This is a genomic window from Nitrosarchaeum sp. AC2, from assembly GCF_013407385.1.
Taxonomy (GTDB): Archaea; Thermoproteota; Nitrososphaeria; order Nitrososphaerales; family Nitrosopumilaceae; genus Nitrosarchaeum; species Nitrosarchaeum koreense.
The window spans coordinates 1013960-1040841 of record NZ_CP030847.1 but is presented as its reverse complement, the minus strand read 5'-3'; the positions used below and the strand labels follow the sequence as shown (position 1 = coordinate 1040841).

Here is a 26882-nt window from a genome sequence, read left to right as displayed (position 1 = left end):
GATCACTTAGAATTTTCGTATTTGCTTACTAGCTCCTTTGCCCACTTAGTGATTCTACTTTTATCTAATTGAATCACTTCAACTCCAGCTTCTTTTAATAATTCAAAATCAGTTTCTGGATACGAATCAAGACATACAAATTTTTTAATTCCAATTGTTATTGCCATCTTTGTGCACTCTAAACATGGGACAAATGTTGTGTATAGAATAGCTCCTGCTATGCCAGCTTCAATTCCTAATATTGCACAGTGCATTATTGCATTTGCCTCTGCATGATTACAAAGGCACCTATCCAACGATGCTCCTGATTCTATCTTTCCCTCCATTCTTAGTTGACAACGTTTGCATCCTCCATCAAAGCAGTTTTTAATTCCTGGAGGTGTTCCGTTATACCCTGTTGCTAATTGTCTATTTTTACGAACAATTACTGCACCTACTTGTCTAGTCATACAATTTGAACGAAGTTTGGCCAATTCTGCTTGAAGCATAAAATATTCATCCCAATTTGGCCTCTCAAAAGATTTACTCACACAAATCATGCCTATTTGTTCAATATATTGATTCATACAATTCGTTAAATTTTGACTGTCTGAATAGACACCATTCCACAAAACTATCTAATTTGTATAATATCTTCAACTCATTTGATTATGATCTTGTTTAATCATATAAAATAGAATTTCATGACAAATTGGAATAATCCTCAATCAAAAGGAATTTCAGACCATATCCGTAGTCTAAAAAAAGAAGCACCAATTAAGCCAAGAATTCAAAACTCACTTGTACAATTAAACAAAACTGTATCTACTCTTGATTACAAAGTAAAAACATTAGATGAAAAAGATGCAAAATTATTTAACAGAATTGTAATGGCAAAAAAGAACCATGACATTTCAACTGGAAGAGTTCTTGCAAATGAATTAGTGGAAATAAGAAAGAACAAAAAAATTCTAAACACTATGAAGATCTCCTTAGAACAAGTTAATCTACGATTATCTACTGTGTCTGATTTAGGTGATGCAATGGCATCATTAGGCCCAGTTATGGCAACCATGAATGCCTTAAAGCCAGCTTTGGGAAAAATCATGCCCGAGGTAAGCCGTGAATTTGAATCATTATTTGGTATTCTCAATGAATCCATTTCTGGTTCATTTGAAGGAAGCTTTGAATTTGATGGTGCATCAAACGAAGAGACTGAAAATATCCTTAAAGAAGCAGCTGCCGTTGCTGGAACCCGTGTTGGTGATAAATTCCCATCAATTCCAACTGGAATTTCATCTTCAAACTCTATCGGTCTTCAATAGACAATTAAAAAAATCCATATTTTAAAACAATTTTTAAGTAAAAAAGTATCTATACATGATATGGTTGGTATAATTTGTTCTACTCTCTTATTAATGAGCAGCGTAATAGCATTTTAGGTCAAGTAATTCATGTCTAAATTAGCACCTCTCCCACCAGCACCTGTTCTGATGATCTGTTTTGGTCATTGTGGAATAGGACTTGGGGCTGAATCATATCGAAGATTGTTATTAGATGTTGGAGCAGACCCTCTGAAACCCACATTAAATTCAAAAGATGAATCGCGAGTTTTAAAAAGATACGGAAGCACAATTTTGAGATTTTCCCCATCATACGGTGATGGTGATATCCCACTTATTCCAAGGGCACTGCTTGTTGATCTTGATCCAAGGGCCGCTAATCTAATTTTACAATCATATCCTGACCTTTTTGCTTTACGTGATCAGCATGTAATTCATGGTGCAGGAGGGGCTGCAAGAAACTGGGCAGAAGGAAAGACAAGATTCCTTGAAGAAATGAAGACTAAGGTTGATATCAAAAAACAGCTGTCTGCAATTTCACCAGAACCAGTAAGAGGTTATGTTGTTCCATTTGCCATGGGTGGTGGAACTGGAAGCTCATTTTCAAGTGCGTTTATTGAATACATAAAAACCAATACCAAAGAACATGCCACAATTGCCACTTTTGGATTAATGCCTGAATTTGGATGGGATCCGGTAATTTTTGAGGCAGCTGCAATTAACATTGTAATGAATTTGGAATACCAAATCAAATACAGCGATTGTTCTATCTTGGTTTCAAATAAAGCACTAAGAAAACTTGCTCATCAACATGACAAGAAATTACAAAAAATTCCTTCTATTATAGATGATCTTCCAAAAGAACATGAAGTTGGTTGGAAAGATTACAAGGGAATGAATTTGATAGCTGCAAACACTATTTCGATGTTTATTTCTTCATTTGCACGAGAAACTGAATGGGATATGTCTAATTATCGTACATGGCTTGCAACAAAGAAACCAAAATTTGCAATTCCTTGGATTATGCCAGTTAGCCCATCTGAAAGTCAATGGGGCAAAGACATGTTGACATCTACAAAAAATAACACAATGGAGGACGTTCTAAATAAACTTGGTAAGAAAGAAGATGCATTACTGTTTGATATTGATGAAAATGATATTCGAAACAATGGAAGCTCACGTGATTCTTGTTGTGTTTTAGTTAAAGTGAAAGGTGAATTTGATATTAAGGAGAGAGAGGCCATTAAAAGAATAATCAAGGATAAATTCAACATTGAAGAGTCTAGAATGATCTTTGTAAAAATCCCAATAATGGATGGAGAACAAGCAAGTATTGCCGTTCTTGTAAATACAAAGGCGATTGGACCAAAGATTTTGGAGATTGCAAAAGAAGCTGAAGAAGCATGGGATGGATACAAAGATGAATATGGTCGATGGGGCCTCTCAACTGAAGAATTTAAACAGGGCTTGATGGATGTAGTCCACCAATTCAGCTAAAAAGATATGTCCAATTTTGAATTTCTTGAAAATCTAGGCATCCAAATTAAGGAAAACCGCCTAAAATTACATGATGTAGAAGATTCACTATCTAATGTGAATGTCCAACTACATGAGATTCCTCTTAAGCGGTCAACTGAATCTACTTTTGCAAAAATGATAGGCGTTGGATATGATGATAAATTAGTTGAGCTAGAAAAAGCAAAAGAACAACTAGAAAGAACCAAAACTGATCTTAGAAATATAATTGATAAAGATATCAACACTTTCATCTCTGAGGTAAGCTCTCCAAATTTGATAATACCTCTAGATACAAGTCCAAAAATAGTTGATGGGAAAACTGTTTACAAGTATAGAGATAACTCAAAATTCCAAAACGTTTTTGATATTTTATGTGAGATGTTGGGTTTAAGCTCTCCTCTTGTTGTTAAAGATGTAATGCTATCTCCAACTGAGATAGTCATTGCTGTTAAAGATGAGTTTGAAGCAAAACAAAAATTCATCAACAGTCTTCATGAGATACAAAATACACTGTTAATTAAAAAAAAGTAAACTAATTTTACAATTTAGTATGTCAAAAATATGAAGATAAAGATGGATATACTACAATGTGCTTGTATGAATGTGGCAAATCAATTATACTGTGAAGTTTGTCATAAACTAAAGTATACACGTTCAGACAAACAAAAAAAATGTGAATGTGAAGATGTTGTCTAGATAACAACTTTTACTCACAAGGTATAATAACCCGGCGTCTTTCACGAAGAAATCCATGCAAAGTTCAAAACAATATTTGATAGCGATATTGTCTATCTCGTTAATCTTAACTAGTTTTAATTCTGCATTTGCCCAAGAAAGCTTTGTTGAAGGAATCTATGTACCTACAACTGAGGCATTAAAAGAATTTGCCATTAGTGTTGCAGACAGCACTCCAAAAATAATTGCAGCAGCTATTTTGCTAATCATTGGTTTTATTACTGGTAAAATCGTAGGCAGAGTTACAACTAAGGCTGTAACAAAAATACTCCAAAAAACCAGCCAAAAGAATCAGGAACTAAACCTAGCAGAAGAAGTATATGGTAAATTTAACTCTGTAAATCTAATTTCAGCAACCATCCGTTGGTTTGTTTATTTGTTCTTTATCGTTGCAGCAGTTAATGCATTACAGTTTGAGCAACTATCCACTGCTCTTACCAGCCTATGGCTGTGGGTTCCAAATCTCCTTGCCTTTGTATTGATAATTGTTGTTGGTTCTATTGTTGTTAATTTTGTTAGTAAATGGATTGAGCACCAATTACTGGATCATCATATTGGCAGTCCGCGATTAATAATATCTGTAATTAAAGCAGTAATTTATGGAATAATCTTTGCAATTGCTTTCACACAATTAGGTGTCGGCCAAGATATTATCCCAATACTGGTGTCTGCATTTTCTTGGAGCATTGCAGTAGCTATTGGCGCATCAATTGCAATTGGTTTGGGATTTGCACTAAAAGACTTGATTCCTGCATCTATTATGGGCGCTTCAACTCAACGTTCTATTCTAAAGGTTGGGCAAAAAGTCAAAATTGGAGATGTCTCTGGAACAGTTACAGCTGCACATTTACTACATGTTATTGTTACAAATGACCAAAATGAGAGTATTGTAATTCCAACAAAAACTTTGATGAATCAAACAATTAAAATTTTTAATTAACTCTGTTAGTTAAATCCTTTTTCTTATTTTGAAATTTAAATCTAAGTTGTTAAGTTGTATTTAGCACATTCTGATCATTTATGTGAATGATTTCTACGTGATTGTTATATTCAAAAACCATTATCTATTATTTATGAAATCATGGAAATGTTATAGATGTGATCTTACATTCAAACAAGAACAACACGCTGCTATGCACCATGATATAACGAATCATCCTTTTAATCAAATTGGAGCGTAGATTCTGGCATTTACTATCCCACTTGTTTGTATTGAAAATGTAGTTGCAACTGCAACTATTGATCAAAGTTTAGATTTACATGAGATTAAAAGAAAATTTCCTGATTCCAGCTATAATCCACAACAATTTCCAGGCGCAGTTTTTAAGATAAATTTACCAAGAACGACGACATTAATTTTCAGGACTGGTAATATGGTATGTACCGGTGCAAAATCAGAAAAACATGCGTATATTGCTCTAAATAACGTCATAAATCTACTACGCTCAAAAAATATCAAAATTAAAAATGATGCAGATATTATGATCCAAAACGTAGTTACAGCTGTAAATTTAGGAGGAAAAATTCTCATTGAGGAAGCAGCTACAAAACTCCCTCGTAGTATGTATGAACCTGATCAATTTCCTGGACTTATCCATCGACAACTTAATCCCAAAACTGTGATGTTGCTATTTGCATCTGGTAAATTAATTTGTACAGGTGGCAAATCATCTGAACAGGCATTTAACGCGATTCATCAGATTCATTCAATGTTAGAAGAAAAGAAATTGATCTCATACGGATAATCTTTGTTTTACTCTACTTTACTCTATCCTAATTTTGGCATAATTTAATTGATTTGTATAGGATAATTAATATAGAAACAGTTTACAATATATGAAGTGCTCAAGACTGTTTTGCTAGTTTTAATTGCAATGTCCATTCCAATCTCTGCTTTTGCAGAACCTATGATAGAATTGGCAACTACCCAGTCTGAAATTCATTCTTTGGATTCTGTATTAGTTACCGGTAAAATAACTGACGTTGCTACGTTCAAACCTCTTACTTTGACTGTTATCTCACCTGATGGCGAAACTGTTTATGCTCCACAAATATCATTTGATAAAGACGGTATCTTCAAAAGATTGTTTCATCCAACACTTCCAAGTTTTAAGGATGGAACTTACACTGTAATTGCAAGTCATCCTGACGCTGAAAAAACTGCAGAAATACAATTCACGGTAATTGGTTCAACGATTCCACCAAAAGGAATCCCAGTCAAATCATCTGATTCTGGAATAATATCTACAAAACCAAGTGTAATTACTTTATCTGCTGACACTGAATTTGGTAGTGATAGAATTCTTGTATCTGGCAGTACTACTAGTTCTATAACTGATATTACATTAATTGTAACTTCGCCTCAAGGAAACTTGGTTTCAATTGCACAAATCACGCCTGACAATACAGGTAAGTTTTCTCTTGAGATGAAATCTGGCGGTCCTCTCTGGAAAGAAAATGGTTTTTACACTATCACTGCTAATCAAGGACTTTCATCAGAACATAAACAATCAATTAAAGTTGAAATAGATAATGGAGTTGTAGTTCCAGAATTTGGTGCAATCGCAGTGATGATCCTAGCAGTAGCAATTGTCTCAATAATTGCAGTGTCTGCAAAATCTAGATTAAGCATAATGCCACGATTGTAGGCTAGTAATTTTTTAATAAAATCTTTTTATCTATATTCTTGTTTTTCTATAAATTTGGTATTTGTTAAACGACTCTGTGGGACAATCTGTGTTTTAGATATATTCTAAACATTAAAAGTGAAAATAATAAAATGGAAATTGCGATTAAGAATGCAGCTGAATAGCTTAATGCATTTGAAACGTAACCTGCAGTTAATGCTCCTGAAAATATTCCGACTCCGACCATGAAGCTATTGACTCCCAAATACCTTCCTTCGAAACCTTTGGGGATTGCTTTGAAAAGAATTATTGAATTTGAAACACTAAAAATCGAAAATGCTGAAACCATCAAACTAGTTGAAACTATTGCTGTTAGTAAAGAATTGATTCCAACCATGCTTGGAATTAATGATGCAGCAATTATGATTCCTAAAATTCTTGGTAAATATGCTATCTGTGTTGCGCGCTCTTCTGTTATTTTTGAAATCAAACGAGGAACAAAGAAAAATATCACAAGTAATACTATTGTCTGAACCATGTATACTAGAAAAACTTCAGAATTTGTAAATCTAAATTCTTTTAAAAATGGTATAAATGCTGTAAAGAAAATATTACTACCAAAATAAAATAAAAAGTTTGTAAGAAATAGTATCCCTATTTCATGAGATATTTTTCTTTGGAAAATTGATATGATTGGTTTAAAGTCATGTGGATGGGGAATCTTTGTGAAGATTAGCTGAAAATGTAATCTGTTATGATTGAAAATATGCCTAATTCCATGAATTGAATGAACTACGGTATGTCTTTCAATGGTGCTTTTACTGCCCACTTTGATACTTAGAATTGTTGCAGCAAAACTCATAATCGCACAAAAAAGGAAATATGGTCTAAGATCAAAAAAAGAATCCCATATCGAACCTGCTAAAAATGCAGTTAGACTTCCAAAACTAGTTATGATTGAAATTTGTGTAAATAATCTGCTCCACTGATTGTTTGGCACTGACTCCATTACAAGTACTTGTGTTACTGGACTCTTTCCGATGATGAAAAATCCTGCAATTGACGAAATTACAAAAACTAAATTCAAATTAGTTGTAAAAAATAATCCGATACTACAAATTGTAATGGCTGAAAAACAGGTAATCAAAATTGATCTTTTTATGTGATATTTATCGATAATTTTCCCCCAAAAAACTGCACCAATAGCAGATAATGCATAATGAAGTCCTACAACAATACCGACATCGACTACATTGCCACCCAGAAAAAGAACATACAGAGGTATGACTATGTGGAGTCCCTCAGCTGTTATGCTAGACGGCAATACAAAAAATATCCATTTTTTACTGGTTTTCAATTTCTTGCATCTCTTTCTATGACCTTTTTTGTTATATGACTTCAAAAAGACATCATGGTTTGAAGATTTGACTGATTAACAAAAAGAATTGATTTGGTAATCTCACACATTGATGCTAAATTGACTTGTAATCCATTTTTGATGGTTTACACTTCCAAATAATTCTGATTTAGGCATGCAGTCTTCTTTGATAGAAGTAGAAAAGCACACACTAGCTAATACTTTACTACACGAAAGCATAAAATCGATAAAACCCAAGTTCAGTTCAGTATATGGAATTGGAATATCTAAACAGAAAATATGTACAAAAAAACTCTATTGAAAAAAGAGATTATCAAGTAAATCTTGCGAATCAGGCAATTCAAGAAAATTGTATTGTAGTGCTGCCAACTGGATTGGGAAAAACAGCTATAGCGTTACAAGTAATTGCGGAATATCTATCAAAAGGTATTGGCGGTGTCTTGTTTTTAGCACCTACTAGAGTCTTAGTTAACCAACATTATGAATTCCTAAAACAGCATCTTGCCATTGATGACATCGCTTTGATTACTGGTGAAGATCCAATCCAAAAACGAACAAAACTCTGGGGTAACAGTGTAATATGCGCAACTCCTGAAATTGCAAAAAATGATTTAGACCGACAAATAGTTTCTCAAGATCAGTTTAGTTTGGTAGTTTTTGATGAAGTTCATCGAACTGTTGGCGATTATGCATATTCTGGAATTGCCGATAGATTTGCAAATTCTAATCTGAGAATTCTTGGAATGACTGCAACACTTCCAAGTGAAAAAGACAAAGCAACTGAATTGTTAATCCGACTGCGTATCTCAAGTGTTGCTGAAAGAACTGAGGATAGTCCTGATGTAAAGCCCTATACTCAAGAGACAAACACTGAATGGATAAATGTTGAGCTTCCTCCTGAAATGAAGGCAATTCAGACATTGCTCAAATTAGCTTTAGATGAACGATATGACATTCTTAGAAAAAATGGAATAAAACTGGCCGATCAAAAGTCATTATCTGCATTATTACGTATTAGGCAATTTGTGTTAAACCAAAACAGACGATCTGCAAAACCACTATTCACTGCAATTCGAATTCATTATGCATTAAATATTTTGGAAGCTCATGGTGTTACCTCTTTTTTGAAGTTTTGTGAGCGTGCAAAAATAAAAAAAGGTGTTGGTGTGAAAGATCTATTTGAAATTGATCCTAATTTTACAAGAGCAATCCATCTTGCAAATGATGCACAATCAAAAGGAATAGAACATTCTAAAATTTTAAAATTAAAAGAAATCATTGAGTCAGTTCCAGGTAAAGCCTTGATATTTACAAGCTATCGTGATTCAGTAGATGTAATTTTTAACAAATTGACTGAAATGGGCATCTCTGCTGGAATATTGATTGGAAAGTCTGGTGAGACCGGTTTAAAACAAAAAAAACAAATCCAAACAGTTCAAGACTTTCGTGACGGCCTTTTTAGAGTCTTAGTTGCAACACGTGTAGGTGAAGAAGGACTAGATATTTCTGAAGTTAATCAAGTGATTTTTTATGATAATGTACCAAGCTCAATTAGATATATTCAAAGACGAGGTAGAACTGGAAGAAAAGATACTGGTAAGCTAGTTGTACTTATTGCAAAAGATACAATCGATGAGACATATTATTGGATTGGAAAAAGAAAAATGACTTCTGCTAAATCAATGGGTGAAAAAATGACAAAGGTGCTAGAAAAAAATCAAGGTATTGAATCTAATAAAAAAGGTTTAGACGCATTTTTGTAGTTTTAAAAATTAATGTCTTTATTTTTGATAATTTGGGTATTGAAATTGCTCTATACCTCTAAAATCTCTCCATGCTAGAAATGATAGTGCCTAAAAGTACATTAAAAGTAAAACGAATGCAGGATCTGCTAAAAAAAGAAAAGAAACTTCATAAAGAAATTCATCAAGACTATAAAAAAATTAGTGAAAAAATTACTGATGATTTTGATAAGATTCAAAAATTAAAAACTAAAACATATCGCTCTTTATCCGAATCTTTTAATGATGTGATATCCGAATTCTGATTTAATTGGTTCAGACATCTCTCCAATTTGTAATTTGAATGCAGCCTCTTCAAATGGCTTTACCATCATTCCTTTTGTAAAATATCCTAAATTGCCGTCTCTTTTTGCACTACCTGAATCAATGGATAGCTCTTTGGCTAGTTTTCCAAATTTTTCGCCTTTTTTTAGACGTTCATGTATTACAATTGCTTCACTCTGTTTTGTTACTAAAATATGAGAGCATTTGATCTTGACTGGCAATGTGGTTTTTTCTTTTTTCCATATTTTAATTGTTTTTTACGGTTCAAATTCCGCCAAAACTGGGGTTCAAATTGTAATGGGAGCATATTATGCGGGGGTATAGACAAGAGCCTCACGTTTGACTACATACTAACATTATAATCAAAATTACAATTTTATTCTAAATTATTCTGATCGCCATTTACAAAATTGTAGAATCCTTTATGAGGTTCATATAATGTTGCTAAAATAGACATGAAATTTTTTACAAATAAAATTAGATACAGTATTCTTGTAGGATTGGCAGCATATGGTACATACAAATTAATTTTTGATATTATTGGAATTGGTTTTACCTTACAGAACTGTCATTTATCTTCAGAAGGAACCATTGCTATGATTTGTTATCTTTTTGGATTGAGTTAGAAAATGAACACTAGATACAGTATTCCAATTGTTTGCACTGCTGTATTTGTTGCTATGATCTTTATGGTAGTTGTATACATTGATCCTGAATCATTTGGATTAACAAGGCCCTATTCTGAAATTGGAGCGTATGATGGTACAGATTCAGAAAGAGCAGTAATGATTAATGAACAGTGTTTAGACAAAAAACAAAATCCATTCAAAGATTATGCTTTTGCTAAGACATCAAATGGTCATTACTATACAGATAATGTAATCTGTGAACGAATCAATGTACAACAAGGTGGATGTCTAGAACCGTTTAGTCAAGGATATCCTGATGAGACTTGTAAGAATCATGTAACATTTGATTATCCATATGGTGAAACTGGTCCTGAATTCAACAAAGAATTTTGTAATCAGGTAAAATCAGAACCACCAATTCTTATTGATGCTAAGCAAAATGATTACCTCTATTTTGAATATCTTCACATATGTACAATACGTGGCTTGATAGATGTTACGGGTTCATATGACTTAGAAGACCCATTGTGTATGGGAGGTAGAGGCTACATTGTTAATGATGAGTGTGAACGAATTGGAAAATATGATCCTATGACAGGAATTCCAATAGTTGAAAACAAAGAACAATGTGATATGCTGGATGGTAATTGGGATGAAAAACAGAATATATGTGATTCAAAATATGGAAAAGAAAATGAAGACATATTCACTCAACCGATGAAAAATGCTATTTTTGATGAATTTGCTGGTCACTATGATTATCTTCCAATTAATAACAATCCAAACATGATGGCAATGGAAAAAATAACACTTCAGGATAATGGTTCTATTGATGTTGAATTTGGTCAAAATAATTATGAATGGTCAACTGGTTACAAACCCATTCCGGAATTTGAATATGATGCAAATTTCAAAGTAAACGATACTTTTGTGGTACTTTGTGTAAATATAGGAAAAGATGGGTATGCAGATGCTCATCCTGATTTATCAGAACCATATCTTCCTGGACTTGGAATTGTAAAATATTTGGGACCTATAACCATAGAAAATGAACCTATCTTGTTGTTTTGGCATGAATCAGCTTCAATACCAGTTGAAATATCATGTAGTTATCCTGAAATGATTCATCATTCCATTAATTTATGGCAACTACAAGAACATGGTTTGCCAACAGACAGTATTGCGAATGCTTTGGGTTCAAACTATCAAAAATAATTGTATGGGATTGTAAGAAAATGAAAACTAAATTTTGCTCTTGATGGATAAAATAAAGCACTCAAAGTCAATTAAAACATTTGATTTTATTTGACATAATTTGTGAAACACTAATTCATCTTTTTATTTCTTTTTTAATCTTCAAATTTTTCAATGACGTTAATAATGTCTTCAATTTTAAACGGCTTGAAGATTATTGCCGTTGCATTAAGTTTTTCTAGTTCCATTATTGTATTTGTGCTATTATCCGCGGTGACCATTATTACCTTGGCGTTTGGCTCATTTTCTTTAATTGCTTTCAGGGCCTCTATTCCATTCATCACAGGCATCATTACATCAATAAAAATAAAGTCCGGTTTGTGCTTCAGAAATAATTCTAAAGCATCTCTCCCATCGTGACCGATCCCTACTACTTTGTTACCTGTCACCTCGAAAATATCTGCAAAAACTCCTGTAATGTCAATATTGTCATCAACAATTACCACTCGTTTGGATTTTTTCACATATTTTCACATTTTTTAGAGTAAATAACTCTTCAAAATTATGATGATCGCTATTTATACAACAAATGCATTTGTGTTGATCTGTATTACTTTGTAACAATTTGTAAAAATGAACAATGATCTTGTTGTGGTTCATTTAGTAAAACACTAACTTTGATTTTGTTTGAGCTTATGTCTATTTTCAGATTCTTAATTATGCTTGAGTACTGGTATATCCGCTTATTTTCTTTAATTTCAAATTCGGTTGGAATTAAAAATCCCTCATCAATTAATGCATTAACTTTTCTATATCCTGATGTCTGAGGTAACCCACAGTCTTTAATTATCTCATAGATTATTTTTGGTGACTCCATTACTGATTCTATAATTTTCTTTTTTTCTAAATCTCCAAATGTTTGAATTATGCTGGAATTAATATCTGAATCACAAATTATAATCCAATTCTCTGTGTTTTTCTTTGATTTTGTATCAAATATGGCATTACAAAATCGTTGTTCTAGACCTTTTGCACCGATATTGCCAAATAATTCTTTTAAAACAAAATCCAGTTTTTCAAATTCTTCAAGTGATTGATTCCACGAAATTCCGTATTTTTCAAATAATCTATTTTCGATCTTTTGGATGGTTTTTACCCCTAAATTTTCTTTAATTATATTGTTTAATGATTTTGAAATAAGATGATCTAATCCTGGCATGATTACATTAAGATATTCATACTAATTAATCTTAGTTGAATATTTTTTAACTGATAAATCTATTTTTTACTCATTTTGATATGATATTGATGATATCAAAGCCTTCTTCATGCTATCATTTCCAATTTTGGCAAATATTTGTTATATTCTCTTATTTTGATTATTAATAGGATGACTGTGACAAAGATCGCAAAATTGCCTGTTTTTTTAAATAAGATTATTGATGATGTCACTGTTATAGGACTAGCTGCTCAAATGCTTGAACTTCGCTTTAAAAAATCTCTTGATGATGAAACAACGATGTATTTTCAACAAATTAGAAATCGCTGTAACGTAATATCAAAAAATATCTATAAAAATGCAAATGACTTTCCTTCCAGTAATTAATCATCTAATTTACCGTTTTTAGTATGTTTTGTAATGTCTTATTGGAATAAATTTTTCAATGTTTAACTTATGAAAATCTTATGTTATTTAATAAAATAACATACGGTAGAATATTGGGCATATGTGAAAAATTATCGTATGAATGGCTCAGTAATACTAATTGACGACGACGAAGATATCTTGGAATTACTCTCTGAATATCTCCTTCTTGAAGATTTTAATATTATGGGAACTGGTACTGATGGATTACAAGCAGTTAATTTGTATACAAAATTAAAACCTGACTTTGTATTGATGGATATTGCAATGCCTAATTATGATGGATTATATGGTCTAGAACACATCAAAAAAATTAATTCAAATGCTTCTGTAATAGTGTTGACTGGAAATAGTGATAAATCAATAACTCAAAAAATTATGCAATTAAAACCGACCATGGTTTTAGAAAAACCATATCCAGTTGAAAAACTAGTGAGTCTTTTAAAGTCTATAAAGAATCCTATTCCCTCTTGATATTCTTTTAACTACCTGTCTCAAAAGTTATTAATAATATCAATTATCATAATTTTGATTGCCTTTTAAGATTCAGTATAAATTTAATGACGATCCAAAAATCTATCACTGCGTAGTTTCATATACTCAGTATAGGAATTTCTGTGGGCTGCCAATAATTCAAGAATGTAAAATAATTAAAGGAAATGAAACAACCACAAAAAAGAGCCTGGATGAAATTCAACGAGCTCTTGATTTGGCATATCAAAAAGATACTAGTCATATTCGTAAATTAGCTGAAAACACTTGATTGTTATCTTTCGTGCGTAATCTTTATCTGCAACATTAAATTAAATTTCAGTTTGCGCAAATGCACAAACTAATTTTTATGAATATATCTCTGCATAGAACACTATGAAAATATTACACATAGAAGATGTTCCAGAAATCAGTGAGGTATTTGCAGATATACTTATGACTAAAAATCATCATTTTGAAAGTGCAACTGATGGAAAAAAAGGCCTGAATATGGTGTTGAAAAATAATTATGATCTGATTTTGCTTGATATGTGCATGCCTAATTATAGTGGGATTGATTTTCTTCTGGATTTAAATGATAAAAAATCCTCTGAAATTAGAAAAGTTGTTGTAGTAAGCGCTCTTGAACTTGATAAATATCAGATTAAATTTCTCAAAGAACTAGGCGTTCGTTCAACACACCAAAAACCCATTTCGGTTCAAAGTCTTTTGGCTCAAATAGAGCCTGAAATTGCAACTTAATCTTTAATTTTTCCGTTTATTTCTTATTTATTCCCCAACTTGTTTTGTTTGTAGAAATAATTTTAAGAAACGGTGCTTCATTTTCTTTCCATGGATCATTTCTAACCCATGGGAATCTATCTTCAAATTTTTTGTATGTGTCTAAAAACTCTTTTCCTTTTTCTAGTATTTCCACTCTGCCCTGAATACAAACTGCCTTGTGCTTTCCTGATTCATAAATATCAATTGTTACACTTGTTTTTGGATTTATCTTCAAATTTTTAAATGTCCTAGTTTGATAATCTGTTGCAATAAAAATAAATCCATTATGAAAAATATATGATACTGGCTTTACATGTGGGATATCTGAATGAGATGTTGCAATTCTCGCTTCTTCTATAGATTGAAGAAATACTTCTTCATCTTTGGTAAATTTTATCAACTAAAGATCTTTTCTCTTATCTCTGGGATGTATTTGTATATGATATCTCTTACTTTCATTTGTTCTTCAGCTGAAGGCATTTCTGTTTGTGTGCTTAATAATGCCCCCGTCATTCCAAGTGCCATACCCATAATCATTCCATAAACAAATTCTTGTGGATTTTCTACTTTAAGTGATTCCTGATTTTGTTTTATGTCTTCTAGATATGCAGGAATTGTTAACGCTGCCCCGTTGATTGTTTGAGTAATTAACCCTTCAATTTCTTCTTCATTCATAATATTTCATCAAAACTAATGATAATAAATTTGCACCTAAGATATTTAATCCAGTATAAAGTGGTTACAACATGTTTTCATATTTTACCATAAATGAAGCAAATCAGGTCCTGCCAGATGTCATCAGGAAATTTGAGTTTACACTAGCAAAAAAGAACGAGATTTCTAAATTAGAACATGAAATCCAAACAAGTATAGCTAGTACCGACTCATTTGAAGTCTATGTCTTACTTAAACAAAAACTCAATTCTGCAATTACTGCATTTTATGAAGCACTAGAAATGCTTGAAAATACTGGGGTTGTGGTTAAAAGTGTAGAGCAAGGGTTACTTGATTTCCCATCTAAGAGATTTGATCAAGAAGTTTGGCTCTGTTGGAAATATGGTGAAACTGAAATAAAATTTTGGCATGAAAAAGACTCGGGATTTATGGGAAGAAAACCCATCGAAGTAAGTGACGAGTCTTTAATTTAGAACTATTTTTATCAGTTTAATGAATGGTCTTTTCTAAGATCATACCATCCATTAACTAAGTGTAGTGCAAAGCTATCTTTGTCATCTGTACAATATCCACAACTACATCTGCTCAATTTGAATCTCCTATGCTTTCGTTTGACCAATAATTGTTAAACAATAAAGATTTTGAATAAATTATTGTCTCTGAATTGGTACAAATCGCTCTCATCTCTCTGTTGCTTCCTGTTGAATTTTTAATAAAAAATAACACTTCATCATCATCTTTGATCAGAAAGCACAAATTATCTTTTACAGTTGAGCATAATTCTTTAATTTTTGTTTTATCCATATTTTTGAAAATATATTGAGATTTTTTTGAAACAGGTGATAGTATTTTGTAATCAACATTGCGCTCTTTTAATGCTTCTAAGAAATTTGCGTGATAAAATTTTATCATGTCTTTTTCTGAACCGAGTATCCTGTTTGGGCCAATCTCCAAATCTGGGATTTCAGATTTTTTTAGTCCTAATTCCCCTTTATTTACTGCGATGATTTTTTGATAATTCATTGGTCTTGGCAGCGTTATTGAAACTACTTTTTTGATAAACTCTTGTTTTGGGATATCTAGCCATGGAAGTTTCTTTGATTGTTCTATTGTAGAATAAAATGCTTCATCTATGGGTTTCACATCTTGACTATGGTGTGTTGGAAATACCATTGTATTGTGTGGAAGCTTAAGCAATTTGTTGTGTAATGTATTGTAAAGATCATCTGTAAATTCTTCTACTTTATCTCTGAGATCAGGTCTTCCAATTGATTCTACAAACAATATGTCTCCTGTGAAAACATATTTTTCATTTACTACATAGCTGAGACTTCCAGGTGTATGTCCAGGAGTATGAATAATTCGAAGAACTGTTTTTCCAAATTGTATCTGATCTGCGTCGCCAATAAAATTTGCATCAAAGACATATCCTTCATATTTTGAGAGGTATAGTTTTGCACTAGATGCTTTGGCAAGATCTTTTGCAGCAGATACATGATCTGCATGTTGGTGGGTATCTATTACTTTGATAATTTGAAACCCTTTTTCTTTTGCAATATCTATGTATTTTTCAAAAGGATACAATGGATCAATTACAATTGCTTCTCCGTTAGATTCTACAATATGAGATAGACATCCTTTTCCAACTTTTTGTACCTGAATAATTTGTACTGGTTCTTTTACTACTGTTACAGGCTTTAGAACTTGATTCCATCCAGCTAATCCACCTGCAAGTGTCTTTGACTCAATTCCTGCTCTTGCTAGAGCAAAACTTGCAATCATTGCACGATTACCATGTGGGCATACGGTTACAATTTCTTTGTCTTTTGGAATGCTGGAGATAGTTTTTGCATCAAAAAGTTCACCCAATGGAATGTTTACGCTTCCAGGAATTTGATATTCTGAATACTCTTCTCTATCTCGGACATCAAGTAAGAACATATCGTCTAATTTTTGGGCAAGACTATCTGCCAAAATCATTTTCCCAGTATCTCCTTTTGATAGATTTCCTTTCCATGAAGAAAAACCACCAATTAAAAAGTAAACATCTAGTCCAAACGATTTCATCATCTGTGCTATCTCTTTAGCATATTCTTCTGGCTCCGATATCAAAACAATTTTAGCGTTTTTTGGAATTTTTGGTAATATCTTTTCTTTGGCATTAGTATCACATACAGCATGAACAGAACCTGACACATGAGATTTTTCAAAACTCTCTTTGGTTCTAAGATCAAACAACAGAAACGGTTTTTGTTGAATCATGTCTTGTTCTAATTGTTCAGAAGAAATCCCTAGTTGTTTCTGCTCCATGATGTTTTTTCCTTAATATCCCAAATAAACTTGAATATGTTTTTCAAAATTGAGTTTTATATGAAACACTGATTGATTCAATTTAACTTTCATTGCTGAAATTTATGAGATCCTTTTTATTCATTGATTTTTTATAATTTACATGAATAAACAATTTGCAATATTGTTTAGTATTGTACTACTTTTGACAGTTACTCTTGTGACATCTATTGATGTTTTGCCGACAGCTGATGCTACCAAAGCGAAAGGAACTTCCACACAAAAGTATGGTACTGCAACCAAATCCATGGTTTGTGGAGATAGACTGTGCTCAGAAATATCTTCATCATCTACTGAAAAACAGATGGAGGACAAAGGAATGCATGGTGAAGACAAAGCAAAGCATGAAGACAAAGGAATGCATGGTGAAGACAAAGCAAAGCATGAAGACAAAGGAATGCATGGTGAAGACATGATGAAACAAAAACATCTGCAAATGTTAGAGAAAATGAAATCTATGACCAAAATGCAGATGATCGACTCTATGAAATCTATGATGTCTGAGCACCATGATATGAAAATTGAAAAAATGACTCAAATGGACGTACCAGAACTTCGAAAACACATCGAGAAAATGCTAGATAAAATGAGTAAGGATGAATATTCTGATATGGATGATATATCTCATGAAGATGAATTAACAAAATTTCAAACTGCCGAGCTTCTGTCTCAACACCATCTGAAGACATTTGATGAATTAGATTTTGATGTGTTTACAAACCAGAAATGGGATAGATTACATGAAAGCCACTCAAAAGACATTACAGTACATTGGCCAGACGGTCGCACAACTATTGGCATTGAGCCACATATTGAAGATTTGAAAGCAATGTTTGTTTGGGCTCCAGATACTAGAATAGAACAACATCCTATCAAGATAGCATCAGGACAATGGACGAGTGTAATTGGTATTATGGAAGGTACATTTACAGAACCAATGCCTTTGCCAGATGGAACTTCAATTCCTCCTACGGGAAAATCTTTCAAACTTACAATGGCTACAGTTGGTTATTGGGAAAACGGTGTAATGACTGAAGAATATTTGTTCTGGGATAATCTGGAATTTATGAAACAAATTGGCTTAGTCTAATCTCCTAATAATATAGCATTTAATAAAATCCCTGCAAAATTTTATCAAAAAATCAATAAAATACCCGATTCAAAACTTTTTTGTGCCTGTCTTTTGTTAATTATTTTATTTTATATCGTAAAATAGCTAATACTGATTCATCGATTTCTAATTTTTTAATTATTTTTGGAGATGATGCAAATTCTATTTTTGTTGACATTTGTTTTGCAATTTCAAGCATTTTCATTATTTTTCTAAAATTAGCTGAAGTGTAATATTGTGTGGAGACAATTAGAGTATCAACTGCTCCTTGTTCTAATGCTTTATAGATGACAGTGTTTACTCTTGCAGTTAATCCTTCTTTAACCAGTTTTTCATATTTTTCAATGATCTCTTCCACGTGTTTTTTTCTATGTTGATACAAATGTTGAATTATTTTTTTATACAAATCAGTTTTCGGTGTGGAAAATGAAATATTTTCTACAAATCTGCACTTCTTTATTAATTCTGAATTCATCTCATCAAAAAACTCTGTTTTTGCTTGACCACTTCCACCAATTAGAATTAATTCCGAGTTAGTATCTATTGTTTTGACCTTTTCTGCCACTTTTTTGTAAAAAACATGAATCTTAGTTTGTCTTGCTCTTAAGAATCGACCTTGACTTTGCCCTCCTTTTTTGTGTCTTCCACGTAAATCTATTTTTAATTTAGATTCTTGTACTACTTGCGTTCCGTGAAATCTCTGTATTTGAGCTGATTTTTGATCAAGTATAACTAACAAAACATCTTTTTGTGTTTTTAAAACATCATAAAATGGTTTTAGAAATGGTCTTTTGTTTACCATGTAAATATGTGGTAATTCCTTTGAAATTCCAATTTCTTTTAAGATTACTTGATCTTTCTCAATCCATCCAAAAATAATGAATGTTTTTGTAAATTTACCTGTAGATGATGGATTTTTCCTAAGTTCCATGATTCTATTTTCAATTTTTGATTCTATTTTTTCAATCTGTTCATTTCTTTTTGTTTCTTTTAACAGGGAAATGGTTTCATTTCCTTTTCCATGTTGGTAGTATATAGACACAGTTGTATTGTTGACTTGTTTTATCTCGTAAAGAAATTGATTTATCGACAACCATTCAGATGGAGTGATCTCTGATTGCACTGTCTCTCTTTTCATGATTTTTCATTTTTTTTGTTGGTTAATAATTTGTTTTAATTCACTCTATTATTGCCTGATTAGTTGATTTTGTAACTTATTTTACATTTAGTGAATCCATTTTATTGCACTACTCATCACCGATATCATGAAAAAGATATTTTATATTATAATCCCAATTGTTGCATTTTTTATAATTCTTTTTAATGCATTTTTTGGTCATTTGATTTTCCTGTCTGACACTGAGCATGTGATAAACAAGTACTCTGTGTATGTACATTTACTGTCTGAGTGGGATAGTTCATCTAAAAATATTATATTTGAAGTGACAAACTCTTGGTACAAATCTGATAAACATAATGCCAACCATATATTCAATGCAGAATCTAAAGACTATAACGAAAATCAATTTCAAAAAATAAATGGAAAATCATACGTCGAATTAAAACATGAATTTAGTGATTGTCAAGAAGAATGGCAGCCGATGCTCTATAGAAAAGTTGTTGACAGTATCCGACATGAGGTAGAATATGTGCAAGGAAATCAGCTAAGCACAAATCCTAATGTATCTGTCTATCCAGATATCGAAAACAAAAACTATGATAATTTCAAACAACAATCAAAAATTAAAAATGGATATGCACAATTTTTCCCAATTTGTACATCCAAAAATATTACCTCATATGATTATAGCATAAAAACTGATAACAAAGATTTAGGTTTTGATGTATACTTTGTCTCATCACCTGTACAACGTGAGTATTTTACAAATTCTAACTTTGATTATTACAAAGAATCAGGTTGCTTTGGACAAAACAAACAAAGCTACAGCGGTACATGCAAGAACATCACAAAAGATAGTGGATTGTTGGTAATATTTCCTGATGAACTTGTCCCGTGGACTACAAAAGTTACAGTAAATCTTTATGAAAATTAGATTTTTGGTAACTACAATAAAATCCACTCTGATTTATAAAAATATTTTCTAAATTTAGATTTAATTAGGATTTAATCAAAGGTTATAATTTGACCGTCTATTTACAATTTGACAAAAAAATGTCATACAAAACAAGACAAACAAAAATAGCAATTGCTGCTGTAATAGCAATTATTGCAGTAGCTGTTACTGGGGCATATCTAATTCCAGCACAAAGCACTGTAGTTGTTGTACCTACAACTCAAGCTGATCAGGAAAGATACGATGCCTTAGGAATTGCTCAAAAATATGTGGTAACTAGTCCAACTTTTGCTTTTGATGGCGACATAAATTCACTCAAAGTTGAATATGTTGGTTCTACAAAATCAATCCCGGCTGATCACATCTTCAAGGCCAGCTTTGAATCAAGTCAAGGTGGATTTGGCAATAGAGAAGGTCAGATGCTTATCCAAGTGATTACGCCTCACACCATGGAAATCTCGGTATCTGAAGGAAAAGTAATTTCAGCAATAACTGATAAAACTTGGGACGAGCAAAGAGAACTATTCATTCAAAGAGAAACAGAACTTGATACTTCCAATCAAGTTATTGAGTATGATTATGTTACACTCATTGATGCTTTGGAAAAAGATGGCATTAATGTGAATGTAGTTGAAGTGTTGGAGGATTCATCGTTTTTAGTACCAACAATTATTGTTAAAGTAAACGATGAGATAATTCAAATCTATGAATTTTCTTCTGGTATTGATGCCAAAAATGCATCTGAACTTGTTTCAAGTGATGGGACACAGATAGGAACAAGCATAATTAGATGGATTGATGAGCCTCACTTTTACAGCAAAGGCAAATTAATTGTACAATACATCGGCCACAATCAAGAAACGCAGAGTTTACTTGAGTCACATTTAGGCAACCAGTTTGCTGGAATGTGATTCGGTACCTCTTTTTTTATTTTCCAATATACGTATACACTGGATAGACTTTTTTTGTTTTTGAAGATTTGTAGTTCCATTCTGATTTATCTAATTTCAAGCGTGCAAAATATTCTTGAATTGATTTGTGTAGTTTAGTATAGATGTCATCTCCAACTACTATCTGATCAGGCTGAGCTAGATTTTGAATTTTAGCTGCCATACTTACTGAAGGTCCTAAAATATCTACATGGGATTCTTGTAAATCATCACCATATCGTACAATTGTATTTTCACCATGATCGATACCAATTTTTATCTTTAATTCTGGTAAATTATTACTTTTCAAAATAGGATTTATTCCAAGTTTAAGAATTTTAAGCATTGATTCTGCACATGTAACTGCTCTGTTTGCAACCGATGCCGATAGATCTTCTGCAACAAAATATCCAATGACTGCATCGCCTACAAACTTTAACACAAATCCTTCATGACGTTTAATCACATAAGCCATCTCTTGAGCAAAAGTAGTAAAAACAATGGCGAGTTTTTCTTTGGGCAAATTCAGGATCATATCTGTAGACCCAACAAGGTCTACAAACAAAACTGCCATATCCATACTCTGCAACACCTTTTTTCTTAGAAATATCTCTGATTCTTCAGTTACAGTAGAATACAAAAATTTGTGATTCAATGATTTTAGCACTCTGTCATGCACTTCGGTAATTAGCGTTTCAGAATCCACTACTTTTTCTGTACCTCTTCCTAGTAGCATATCTACGATGCTTGGAGTTTTTGGGGATAGTAGGTTTTCAATACCTTTATTTTCAATTTTTTTAGATACCAATCAATACTTATCATGTAAAGAGTGTTAATTATTTTTGCTTAGCCTACTATCTGACGTGTTTATTCCTCATACTTCTACTAGCCAATTATTGTAACAATGAAATTCTCTTGAATCTAAATATGATTTAGAACCATTAACTTTATACTAACATGCGACTCTGATAATCTATGTTAAAATTCAAATGCAGCTCAGTTGGATTTGATTGTAATTTTGTTGCCAAGGGTAAATCTGAGGAAGAAATCTTAACACAGTGTGCGGCACATGCCACAAAAGATCATAACATGAAACCAGAAGAAATTACTCCAGAATTACAAGATAAAATCAAAAAAAATATCCATAAATCCTTATTTTAAAATATTTTATTTCATTCTCATTATGATATGTTTAGTTTAATTATGAATAAGAAAAAAGAAAGATTAGAATCCAGAATTTCTCATGTTGAGAAATGACTGTCTAAGTTCTTCGAGTTGTTTTTTGAGGGATTGTGCGGTTTCAGTATCTCCATTCTTGATTGCATCTCTTAGTTGTTGAGTCAAGTCAAGAAAGTGTGCTCTTGCTGCATCAATTTCTGCATTTCCTGTTGGTTCAGAGAATTTTTGCTGGAATTTTTCATACTTTTCCATTTTGTCACCGTGCATCTTTTCTTTCATTTCTGAATGATCAAATGTTTTGGTGACTGTGGTAAAGTTTGTAGCATCACCTGCATCTACAACAAAGATGTTTATCGTCTTTGTATTTGATTCAACATCTTTATTCATGCTGATAATGGTCCATACAACATACTTGTTGCCTTCACCATTTTTTGCAATTCCTATACCTGCTTTCATTGCATCAGTAACCCCATTACTTTCAGCAACAGAAACGGCTTGACCGAGAGAAACTGTTATTTGACTTTTTAATGCATCATGAGTCTCTTTAGTCATTTCTTCAGGAATTTGTATGGTTCCGGTAAATCCCTCAACTAGGATAGCATGATGTCCTCTTTTCATGTCTTTTACACCAGCCCATTTTGCTTTGTCTGTACCGTCTGCCATCACATACGGAGTAGCGACTACAAACATTAGCGCAAAGACTGCTGCAAAAGCAGGAATCATGTACTTTGTTTTGGTTTTCATTGACAGTTTCATTAATTTTTGAATAAAAGGCATTGTTATCAAGTGATACGTAACAATGTTACCTGACACTTATCAATCAAAAATATGGCGTCATTATGAGATGACTCAAATTTGCAAGGGTGTCTGTGATCTAAAAAAAGCATCATCGATGCCAAATAACTTACGTTACAAGTCAGGTCAGAAAAGATGTGGTCTTTGCGATTGTTATTTTTACACTGAAGATAATACATGTCCTTGTTGTGCTACTAGACTCCGAACAAAACCTAGAAACAAAAGAATATGGGAACAAAGTTGAATTATAATGAAATATGAGTTTAATGGAGATTATATTTGGTACGTGAATATCGAGATCGAATTTACATTAGGAAGGATATCTTGTTGAAGTTATACGAATTTGGTGAAATGAATCAGAGTAGATTGATGAGTATTTGTGGTTTAAACAATGTAAAACATAAGGAAATTTTAGATAGCATGGTAGAAAAAGAAATGATTGAAAGAAGAGATGAGTCTTGGGGAAGTAAAAGTATTCACAAATACAGAATCTCTGAAAAGGGAAAAATTTTACTTGAAGAGGTTTTGCAAAGATATGAGAATTTATTTCCAAGAGATGAGGGGGAGAAATAAAATTGTCTAAAGATAAAAAAAATAATGAAAATATTTTTGAAATCTTAGATGGAATTATGATCCAACTAAGTAGAACAAAAAAAATGTTTATGATTATGATCATTACCACTTTGATTCTTCCACCAGTTGCCATTTTAGCAATATCTGCTGTATATGATCCTCCTTACCAAGACAGATTCAAAAAGATCTTGATACTCATTTACAATATCAATTGGATAATGGCGAAATTACAGAGGATGAATACAACACTTTTAAAGAAAAAATCTCAAAAAAAGAAAAACCAAATCCCTTACTTCGACCCCATCAAATTATAATATTTGCAATATCTATTGGTTGGTTAGCCATAGGAATAAGACAATGGATTGTTCTCTCAAAGTGGGATAAAAGATACAAATTATTCAAAGAAAACCAAAAGGAAATTGACAAAAAATTTGCAGATGATTCTGATGATGATTTAGATGATTCTAGCGATGAAAATAACTCAAATCAATCCGATAAAAAACAACCTAAATCTTAGAATTTAGTACTTTTTTTTAGCTTAAATTCTTGTTACTGAAGAACTCTGGGAACTTTTTTCAAGATGTGTGAAACTGAAATTCTTCCAGGTCCTATCACTATGAGCAAAAGACATCCTGATAGAATCAGTATCTCAAATTCTACTCCTCCACGACCTGCAAAACTCTGAGCTCCTTTTGCCACAAAGATCGCCCCCAGCATTACTATTGATAGTAACGATGCAGAAATTCTGGTTAGCCCACCTATAATTAATAATATTCCTGGAACTAATTCTGCTAGTGCAATTGGAATTTGCATTTCTGCTGGTAGGCCCATATTTAGAAGATTTTCAGCAAAACCTGGTTCAAATTTTCCTAACGAGTGTGCTATGAATATTGCTCCAATTGTAATTCTTATTCCAAAGTGAGTGATATCATGAAAGATAGAATTACGAATTGTCGTTTCTGCCATCTGTAAAAAATTATTATGACTGTATTTTATCCTTAGGTAACAAATGTGAATAAAGGTTAAATGTGATTATTATGTATTTTATTCATGAAGTATACTGTTGCATTGTTTACCGTATTGGCTTTTGCAGCAATATTTGCTATGGTTACTCCGATGGATGTTGCAGTAGCTCAACCTTCTAATGCAATGCCTGATGGCGAATACAAAGATGGAGATCATGAAGGAAAATCTTGTCCATCTAAAGAGAAAAAAACTGCATCTAGTGATGTGGGTTTGAATATCTAGATTGATCTTTTAATTGATTTTGATCTTTTTGTAGGCAGCTTTTCCAAGTCTATTCATTATTCCAAGACCCAACCCCTTTCGACTGATGCCATGTACAAGTATCACATCTATCTTTTTTCCATCAAATTCTCTGAATGTTTTAAACAAGTTAGACGCTACCACGTCTAACTTTTTACCTAAAAATACTGTCATGTCTGATTTGTATCTTGTATTTGTAGTACTGAGTATTCCTACCTTTTTTCCCCGATTTTTAAATTCTGATAAAAGTTGTAATGTCTTGTCTTTTACTTTGTCATTCGAGCCTTCAATTAGAATTATTTTTGCATTTGGAGAATAATGCCTGTATTTCATACCAGGTGAGCGATGTATGTCTTTTGTTTTTCTTTCTTGTATGGATGGATGGATTGAAATTTTACCGATGACCTTTTGAAGTTGTTCTAATGTTACAGCTCCTGGTCTTAACAGCATTGGAGTTTTTCTGGAAAGATCAATCACTGTAGATTCAATTCCGATTTTTGTTTTACCCCCATCTATTATCATGCTTATTTTGCCATTCATATCCTCAAACACATGTCCTGATGTTGTGGGACTGGGTCTTCCAGAAATATTTGCAGATGGCGCAGCTAATGGCGTACCTGTTTCATGTATCAATAATTTTGCTATTTTGTTTTCTGGCATTCTCACTGCAACTGTATTGATTCCACCTGTTGTAATTTTTGGAACTATCTTTGATTTTTTCAGAACTAATGTAAGAGGTCCTGGCCAAAATTTTCTAATTAATTTATGAGCTGTAGTTGGTATGTCTACTGCCAATCTCTTAAGATCAGAAATATCTGAAATATGAATAATGAGCGGATTATCTGAAGGTCTGCCTTTGGCAACAAAAATTTTTTTAACAGACTCTGAGTCCAAGGCATTTGCCCCCAGACCATATACTGTTTCTGTTGGAAATGCAACTATGTTTCCTGATTTTATAATTTTAGAAGCTTGTCTTATCTTTGAAATTTGTGGACTTTTTGAATTGATTTTAAGAATTTTTGTGTGCATTTTTACTTGATTTTTGACTAATACGATTGCAGTCATATTAAGAGTATGGTGGATTGTTTAGCCTGATTTTATTTGTGATTTATTTTCTAAACATCATCCAAATTCTGGTCCCAACAAAAATTCCTACTGCGAGTGCTATCAATAATGGAACTATTATCTGACCTTCTTCCATTTGTTTGATTAGTCAAATTATTGTTTAAACTCTTTTCATACGCATGCTTTTGATGATATTTGATAATCCAGTAAGCTTTCAAGCTTACCGTATTCTATGAACTAGTATGATTAACTGGATGCATGAATACAAACACAAATTCAACAAAAAATGAAAGCAGTTGGAACAAAATGGTGCACGCCCCTTTCAAAAAAGTGGTTGCCTTTGATCTCATTTGTATGGGAATCGGAGTAGTAATCGGAATAGGAATCGGCGTATATCTGATAGCAGGTATGTAGATAGAGACAAAATATGACTCCACTACAAAAATCAATACCGCGATACAAAAAATCGTATTATGCGATTTTTGCTATTAGTGTGG

At 32.4% G+C, this 26882-nt stretch carries 35 protein-coding genes; 22 read left to right on the top strand and 13 right to left on the bottom strand.

Features of this window, described 5'->3' with window-relative positions; genetic code table 11:
* Positions 1-2 precede the first annotated feature (2 nt).
* Positions 3-539, bottom strand: coding sequence for a dCMP deaminase family protein (locus DSQ20_RS06255; RefSeq protein WP_237698838.1), 537 nt, complete (start codon positions 537-539; stop codon positions 3-5).
* Between the two features lie 144 nt (positions 540-683).
* On the opposite strand from DSQ20_RS06255, the gene DSQ20_RS06250 reads away from it, so the two are divergent.
* The 6 genes from DSQ20_RS06250 (at position 684) to DSQ20_RS06225 (ending at position 6223) form a co-directional block, all read left to right on the top strand.
* Positions 684-1304 (top strand): Snf7 family protein, encoded by a 621-nt coding sequence (locus tag DSQ20_RS06250; RefSeq protein WP_179364993.1) that lies wholly within the window; start codon positions 684-686, stop codon positions 1302-1304.
* 129 nt (positions 1305-1433) lie between these two features.
* Positions 1434-2819 carry a cell division protein FtsZ gene (locus DSQ20_RS06245; protein WP_007550732.1) on the top strand — a complete coding sequence of 462 codons (1386 nt, stop codon included), beginning with the start codon at positions 1434-1436 and terminating at the stop codon, positions 2817-2819.
* A gap of 6 nt (positions 2820-2825) precedes the next feature.
* Complete coding sequence (locus DSQ20_RS06240) at positions 2826-3371, top strand: hypothetical protein (protein WP_179364992.1); 546 nt, start codon at positions 2826-2828, stop codon at positions 3369-3371.
* Positions 3372-3591: 220 nt separating this feature from the next.
* Positions 3592-4515, top strand: coding sequence for a mechanosensitive ion channel domain-containing protein (locus tag DSQ20_RS06235; RefSeq protein WP_179364991.1), 924 nt, complete (start codon positions 3592-3594; stop codon positions 4513-4515).
* A gap of 244 nt (positions 4516-4759) precedes the next feature.
* Positions 4760-5320, top strand: a complete 561-nt coding sequence (locus DSQ20_RS06230; protein ID WP_179366341.1) for a TATA-box-binding protein — start codon at positions 4760-4762, stop codon at positions 5318-5320.
* Between the two features lie 96 nt (positions 5321-5416).
* Positions 5417-6223 carry a PEFG-CTERM sorting domain-containing protein gene (locus DSQ20_RS06225; protein ID WP_179364990.1) on the top strand — a complete coding sequence of 269 codons (807 nt, stop codon included), beginning with the start codon at positions 5417-5419 and terminating at the stop codon, positions 6221-6223.
* A gap of 64 nt (positions 6224-6287) precedes the next feature.
* On the opposite strand, the gene DSQ20_RS06220 is transcribed toward DSQ20_RS06225, so the two are convergent.
* Complete coding sequence (locus DSQ20_RS06220; RefSeq protein ID WP_179364989.1) at positions 6288-7559, bottom strand: MFS transporter; 1272 nt, start codon at positions 7557-7559, stop codon at positions 6288-6290.
* Between the two features lie 272 nt (positions 7560-7831).
* Here DSQ20_RS06220 and DSQ20_RS06215 point away from each other — a divergent pair, with 272 nt between their 5' ends.
* Complete coding sequence (locus DSQ20_RS06215) at positions 7832-9343, top strand: DEAD/DEAH box helicase (protein ID WP_179364988.1); 1512 nt, start codon at positions 7832-7834, stop codon at positions 9341-9343.
* A 245-nt stretch (positions 9344-9588) separates the two neighbouring features.
* Here the strand turns inward: DSQ20_RS06215 and DSQ20_RS06210 are convergent, their stop codons facing one another.
* Positions 9589-9867, bottom strand: a complete 279-nt coding sequence (locus DSQ20_RS06210) for a peptidylprolyl isomerase (protein WP_179364987.1) — start codon at positions 9865-9867, stop codon at positions 9589-9591.
* A gap of 234 nt (positions 9868-10101) precedes the next feature.
* On the opposite strand from DSQ20_RS06210, the gene DSQ20_RS06205 reads away from it, so the two are divergent.
* Both DSQ20_RS06205 and DSQ20_RS06200 read left to right on the top strand, forming a co-directional pair.
* Entirely contained in the window at positions 10102-10272 is a 171-nt protein-coding gene (locus tag DSQ20_RS06205; RefSeq protein WP_179364986.1) for a hypothetical protein, read from the top strand.
* A gap of 3 nt (positions 10273-10275) precedes the next feature.
* Complete coding sequence (locus tag DSQ20_RS06200; RefSeq protein ID WP_179364828.1) at positions 10276-11490, top strand: hypothetical protein; 1215 nt, start codon at positions 10276-10278, stop codon at positions 11488-11490.
* Between the two features lie 134 nt (positions 11491-11624).
* Here DSQ20_RS06200 and DSQ20_RS06195 read toward each other — a convergent pair whose 3' ends face one another.
* Both DSQ20_RS06195 and DSQ20_RS06190 read right to left on the bottom strand, forming a co-directional pair.
* A complete protein-coding gene (locus tag DSQ20_RS06195; RefSeq protein WP_179364985.1) occupies positions 11625-11993 on the bottom strand; it encodes a response regulator in 369 nt (122 codons plus the stop codon).
* 86 nt (positions 11994-12079) lie between these two features.
* Positions 12080-12688, bottom strand: a complete 609-nt coding sequence (locus DSQ20_RS06190) for a hypothetical protein (RefSeq protein ID WP_179364984.1) — start codon at positions 12686-12688, stop codon at positions 12080-12082.
* 171 nt (positions 12689-12859) lie between these two features.
* Here DSQ20_RS06190 and DSQ20_RS06185 point away from each other — a divergent pair, with 171 nt between their 5' ends.
* The 4 genes from DSQ20_RS06185 to DSQ20_RS06170 all read left to right on the top strand — a co-directional run bounded on the left by DSQ20_RS06185 (position 12860) and on the right by DSQ20_RS06170 (position 14347).
* Positions 12860-13075, top strand: coding sequence for a hypothetical protein (locus tag DSQ20_RS06185; protein ID WP_179364983.1), 216 nt, complete (start codon positions 12860-12862; stop codon positions 13073-13075).
* A 138-nt stretch (positions 13076-13213) separates the two neighbouring features.
* Positions 13214-13588: a response regulator transcription factor gene (locus DSQ20_RS06180; RefSeq protein WP_179364982.1), complete on the top strand. Its 375-nt coding sequence runs from the start codon at positions 13214-13216 to the stop codon at positions 13586-13588.
* Between the two features lie 58 nt (positions 13589-13646).
* A complete protein-coding gene (locus DSQ20_RS06175) occupies positions 13647-13877 on the top strand; it encodes a hypothetical protein (RefSeq protein WP_179364981.1) in 231 nt (76 codons plus the stop codon).
* A 104-nt stretch (positions 13878-13981) separates the two neighbouring features.
* Positions 13982-14347, top strand: a complete 366-nt coding sequence (locus DSQ20_RS06170) for a two-component system response regulator (protein ID WP_007550715.1) — start codon at positions 13982-13984, stop codon at positions 14345-14347.
* Positions 14348-14363: 16 nt separating this feature from the next.
* Here DSQ20_RS06170 and DSQ20_RS06165 read toward each other — a convergent pair whose 3' ends face one another.
* Both DSQ20_RS06165 and DSQ20_RS06160 read right to left on the bottom strand, forming a co-directional pair.
* Positions 14364-14768 (bottom strand): pyridoxamine 5'-phosphate oxidase family protein, encoded by a 405-nt coding sequence (locus DSQ20_RS06165; RefSeq protein ID WP_179364980.1) that lies wholly within the window; start codon positions 14766-14768, stop codon positions 14364-14366.
* Positions 14765-15043, bottom strand: coding sequence for a hypothetical protein (locus DSQ20_RS06160; protein ID WP_007550713.1), 279 nt, complete (start codon positions 15041-15043; stop codon positions 14765-14767). Before DSQ20_RS06160 ends, DSQ20_RS06165 begins: the two co-directional genes overlap by 4 nt.
* Before the next feature lie 71 nt (positions 15044-15114).
* Here DSQ20_RS06160 and DSQ20_RS06155 point away from each other — a divergent pair, with 71 nt between their 5' ends.
* Complete coding sequence (locus DSQ20_RS06155) at positions 15115-15516, top strand: DUF2203 domain-containing protein (protein ID WP_179364979.1); 402 nt, start codon at positions 15115-15117, stop codon at positions 15514-15516.
* A 112-nt stretch (positions 15517-15628) separates the two neighbouring features.
* On the opposite strand, the gene DSQ20_RS06150 is transcribed toward DSQ20_RS06155, so the two are convergent.
* Positions 15629-17353, bottom strand: coding sequence for a rhodanese-like domain-containing protein (locus DSQ20_RS06150; protein ID WP_255458161.1), 1725 nt, complete (start codon positions 17351-17353; stop codon positions 15629-15631).
* Between the two features lie 142 nt (positions 17354-17495).
* Between DSQ20_RS06150 and DSQ20_RS10740 the strand changes: the two genes are divergently transcribed.
* On the top strand, positions 17496-18482 hold the full coding sequence (locus tag DSQ20_RS10740; RefSeq protein WP_255458160.1) for an ester cyclase: 987 nt from the start codon (positions 17496-17498) through the stop codon (positions 18480-18482).
* Between the two features lie 100 nt (positions 18483-18582).
* Here DSQ20_RS10740 and DSQ20_RS06140 read toward each other — a convergent pair whose 3' ends face one another.
* On the bottom strand, positions 18583-19641 hold the full coding sequence (locus tag DSQ20_RS06140; RefSeq protein ID WP_179364978.1) for a Vms1/Ankzf1 family peptidyl-tRNA hydrolase: 1059 nt from the start codon (positions 19639-19641) through the stop codon (positions 18583-18585).
* Positions 19642-19768: 127 nt separating this feature from the next.
* Between DSQ20_RS06140 and DSQ20_RS06135 the strand changes: the two genes are divergently transcribed.
* Positions 19769-20557, top strand: coding sequence for a hypothetical protein (locus DSQ20_RS06135; protein WP_179364977.1), 789 nt, complete (start codon positions 19769-19771; stop codon positions 20555-20557).
* Positions 20558-20646: 89 nt separating this feature from the next.
* A complete protein-coding gene (locus DSQ20_RS06130; RefSeq protein WP_179364976.1) occupies positions 20647-21489 on the top strand; it encodes a hypothetical protein in 843 nt (280 codons plus the stop codon).
* A 16-nt stretch (positions 21490-21505) separates the two neighbouring features.
* Here the strand turns inward: DSQ20_RS06130 and DSQ20_RS06125 are convergent, their stop codons facing one another.
* Positions 21506-22315 carry an adenylate/guanylate cyclase domain-containing protein gene (locus DSQ20_RS06125; protein ID WP_179364975.1) on the bottom strand — a complete coding sequence of 270 codons (810 nt, stop codon included), beginning with the start codon at positions 22313-22315 and terminating at the stop codon, positions 21506-21508.
* Positions 22316-22482: 167 nt separating this feature from the next.
* Here DSQ20_RS06125 and DSQ20_RS06120 point away from each other — a divergent pair, with 167 nt between their 5' ends.
* Positions 22483-22668, top strand: coding sequence for a DUF1059 domain-containing protein (locus DSQ20_RS06120; RefSeq protein WP_007550285.1), 186 nt, complete (start codon positions 22483-22485; stop codon positions 22666-22668).
* A 63-nt stretch (positions 22669-22731) separates the two neighbouring features.
* Here the strand turns inward: DSQ20_RS06120 and DSQ20_RS06115 are convergent, their stop codons facing one another.
* Positions 22732-23430, bottom strand: coding sequence for a DUF3347 domain-containing protein (locus DSQ20_RS06115; RefSeq protein ID WP_179364974.1), 699 nt, complete (start codon positions 23428-23430; stop codon positions 22732-22734).
* Positions 23431-23485: 55 nt separating this feature from the next.
* On the opposite strand from DSQ20_RS06115, the gene DSQ20_RS06110 reads away from it, so the two are divergent.
* From DSQ20_RS06110 to DSQ20_RS06100, 3 genes are all read left to right on the top strand, one after another.
* Positions 23486-23725: a hypothetical protein gene (locus tag DSQ20_RS06110; RefSeq protein ID WP_255458159.1), complete on the top strand. Its 240-nt coding sequence runs from the start codon at positions 23486-23488 to the stop codon at positions 23723-23725.
* Positions 23726-23808: 83 nt separating this feature from the next.
* Positions 23809-24054, top strand: coding sequence for a hypothetical protein (locus DSQ20_RS06105; RefSeq protein WP_218841283.1), 246 nt, complete (start codon positions 23809-23811; stop codon positions 24052-24054).
* Positions 24055-24265: 211 nt separating this feature from the next.
* Entirely contained in the window at positions 24266-24571 is a 306-nt protein-coding gene (locus DSQ20_RS06100; protein WP_179364972.1) for a hypothetical protein, read from the top strand.
* A gap of 32 nt (positions 24572-24603) precedes the next feature.
* On the opposite strand, the gene DSQ20_RS06095 is transcribed toward DSQ20_RS06100, so the two are convergent.
* Positions 24604-25020, bottom strand: a complete 417-nt coding sequence (locus DSQ20_RS06095; RefSeq protein WP_179364971.1) for a DoxX family protein — start codon at positions 25018-25020, stop codon at positions 24604-24606.
* Between the two features lie 84 nt (positions 25021-25104).
* Between DSQ20_RS06095 and DSQ20_RS06090 the strand changes: the two genes are divergently transcribed.
* Positions 25105-25302 (top strand): hypothetical protein, encoded by a 198-nt coding sequence (locus DSQ20_RS06090; protein WP_179364827.1) that lies wholly within the window; start codon positions 25105-25107, stop codon positions 25300-25302.
* 9 nt (positions 25303-25311) lie between these two features.
* Here DSQ20_RS06090 and DSQ20_RS06085 read toward each other — a convergent pair whose 3' ends face one another.
* Complete coding sequence (locus tag DSQ20_RS06085; protein WP_218841282.1) at positions 25312-26385, bottom strand: L-threonylcarbamoyladenylate synthase; 1074 nt, start codon at positions 26383-26385, stop codon at positions 25312-25314.
* Positions 26386-26882: the final 497 nt, after the last annotated feature.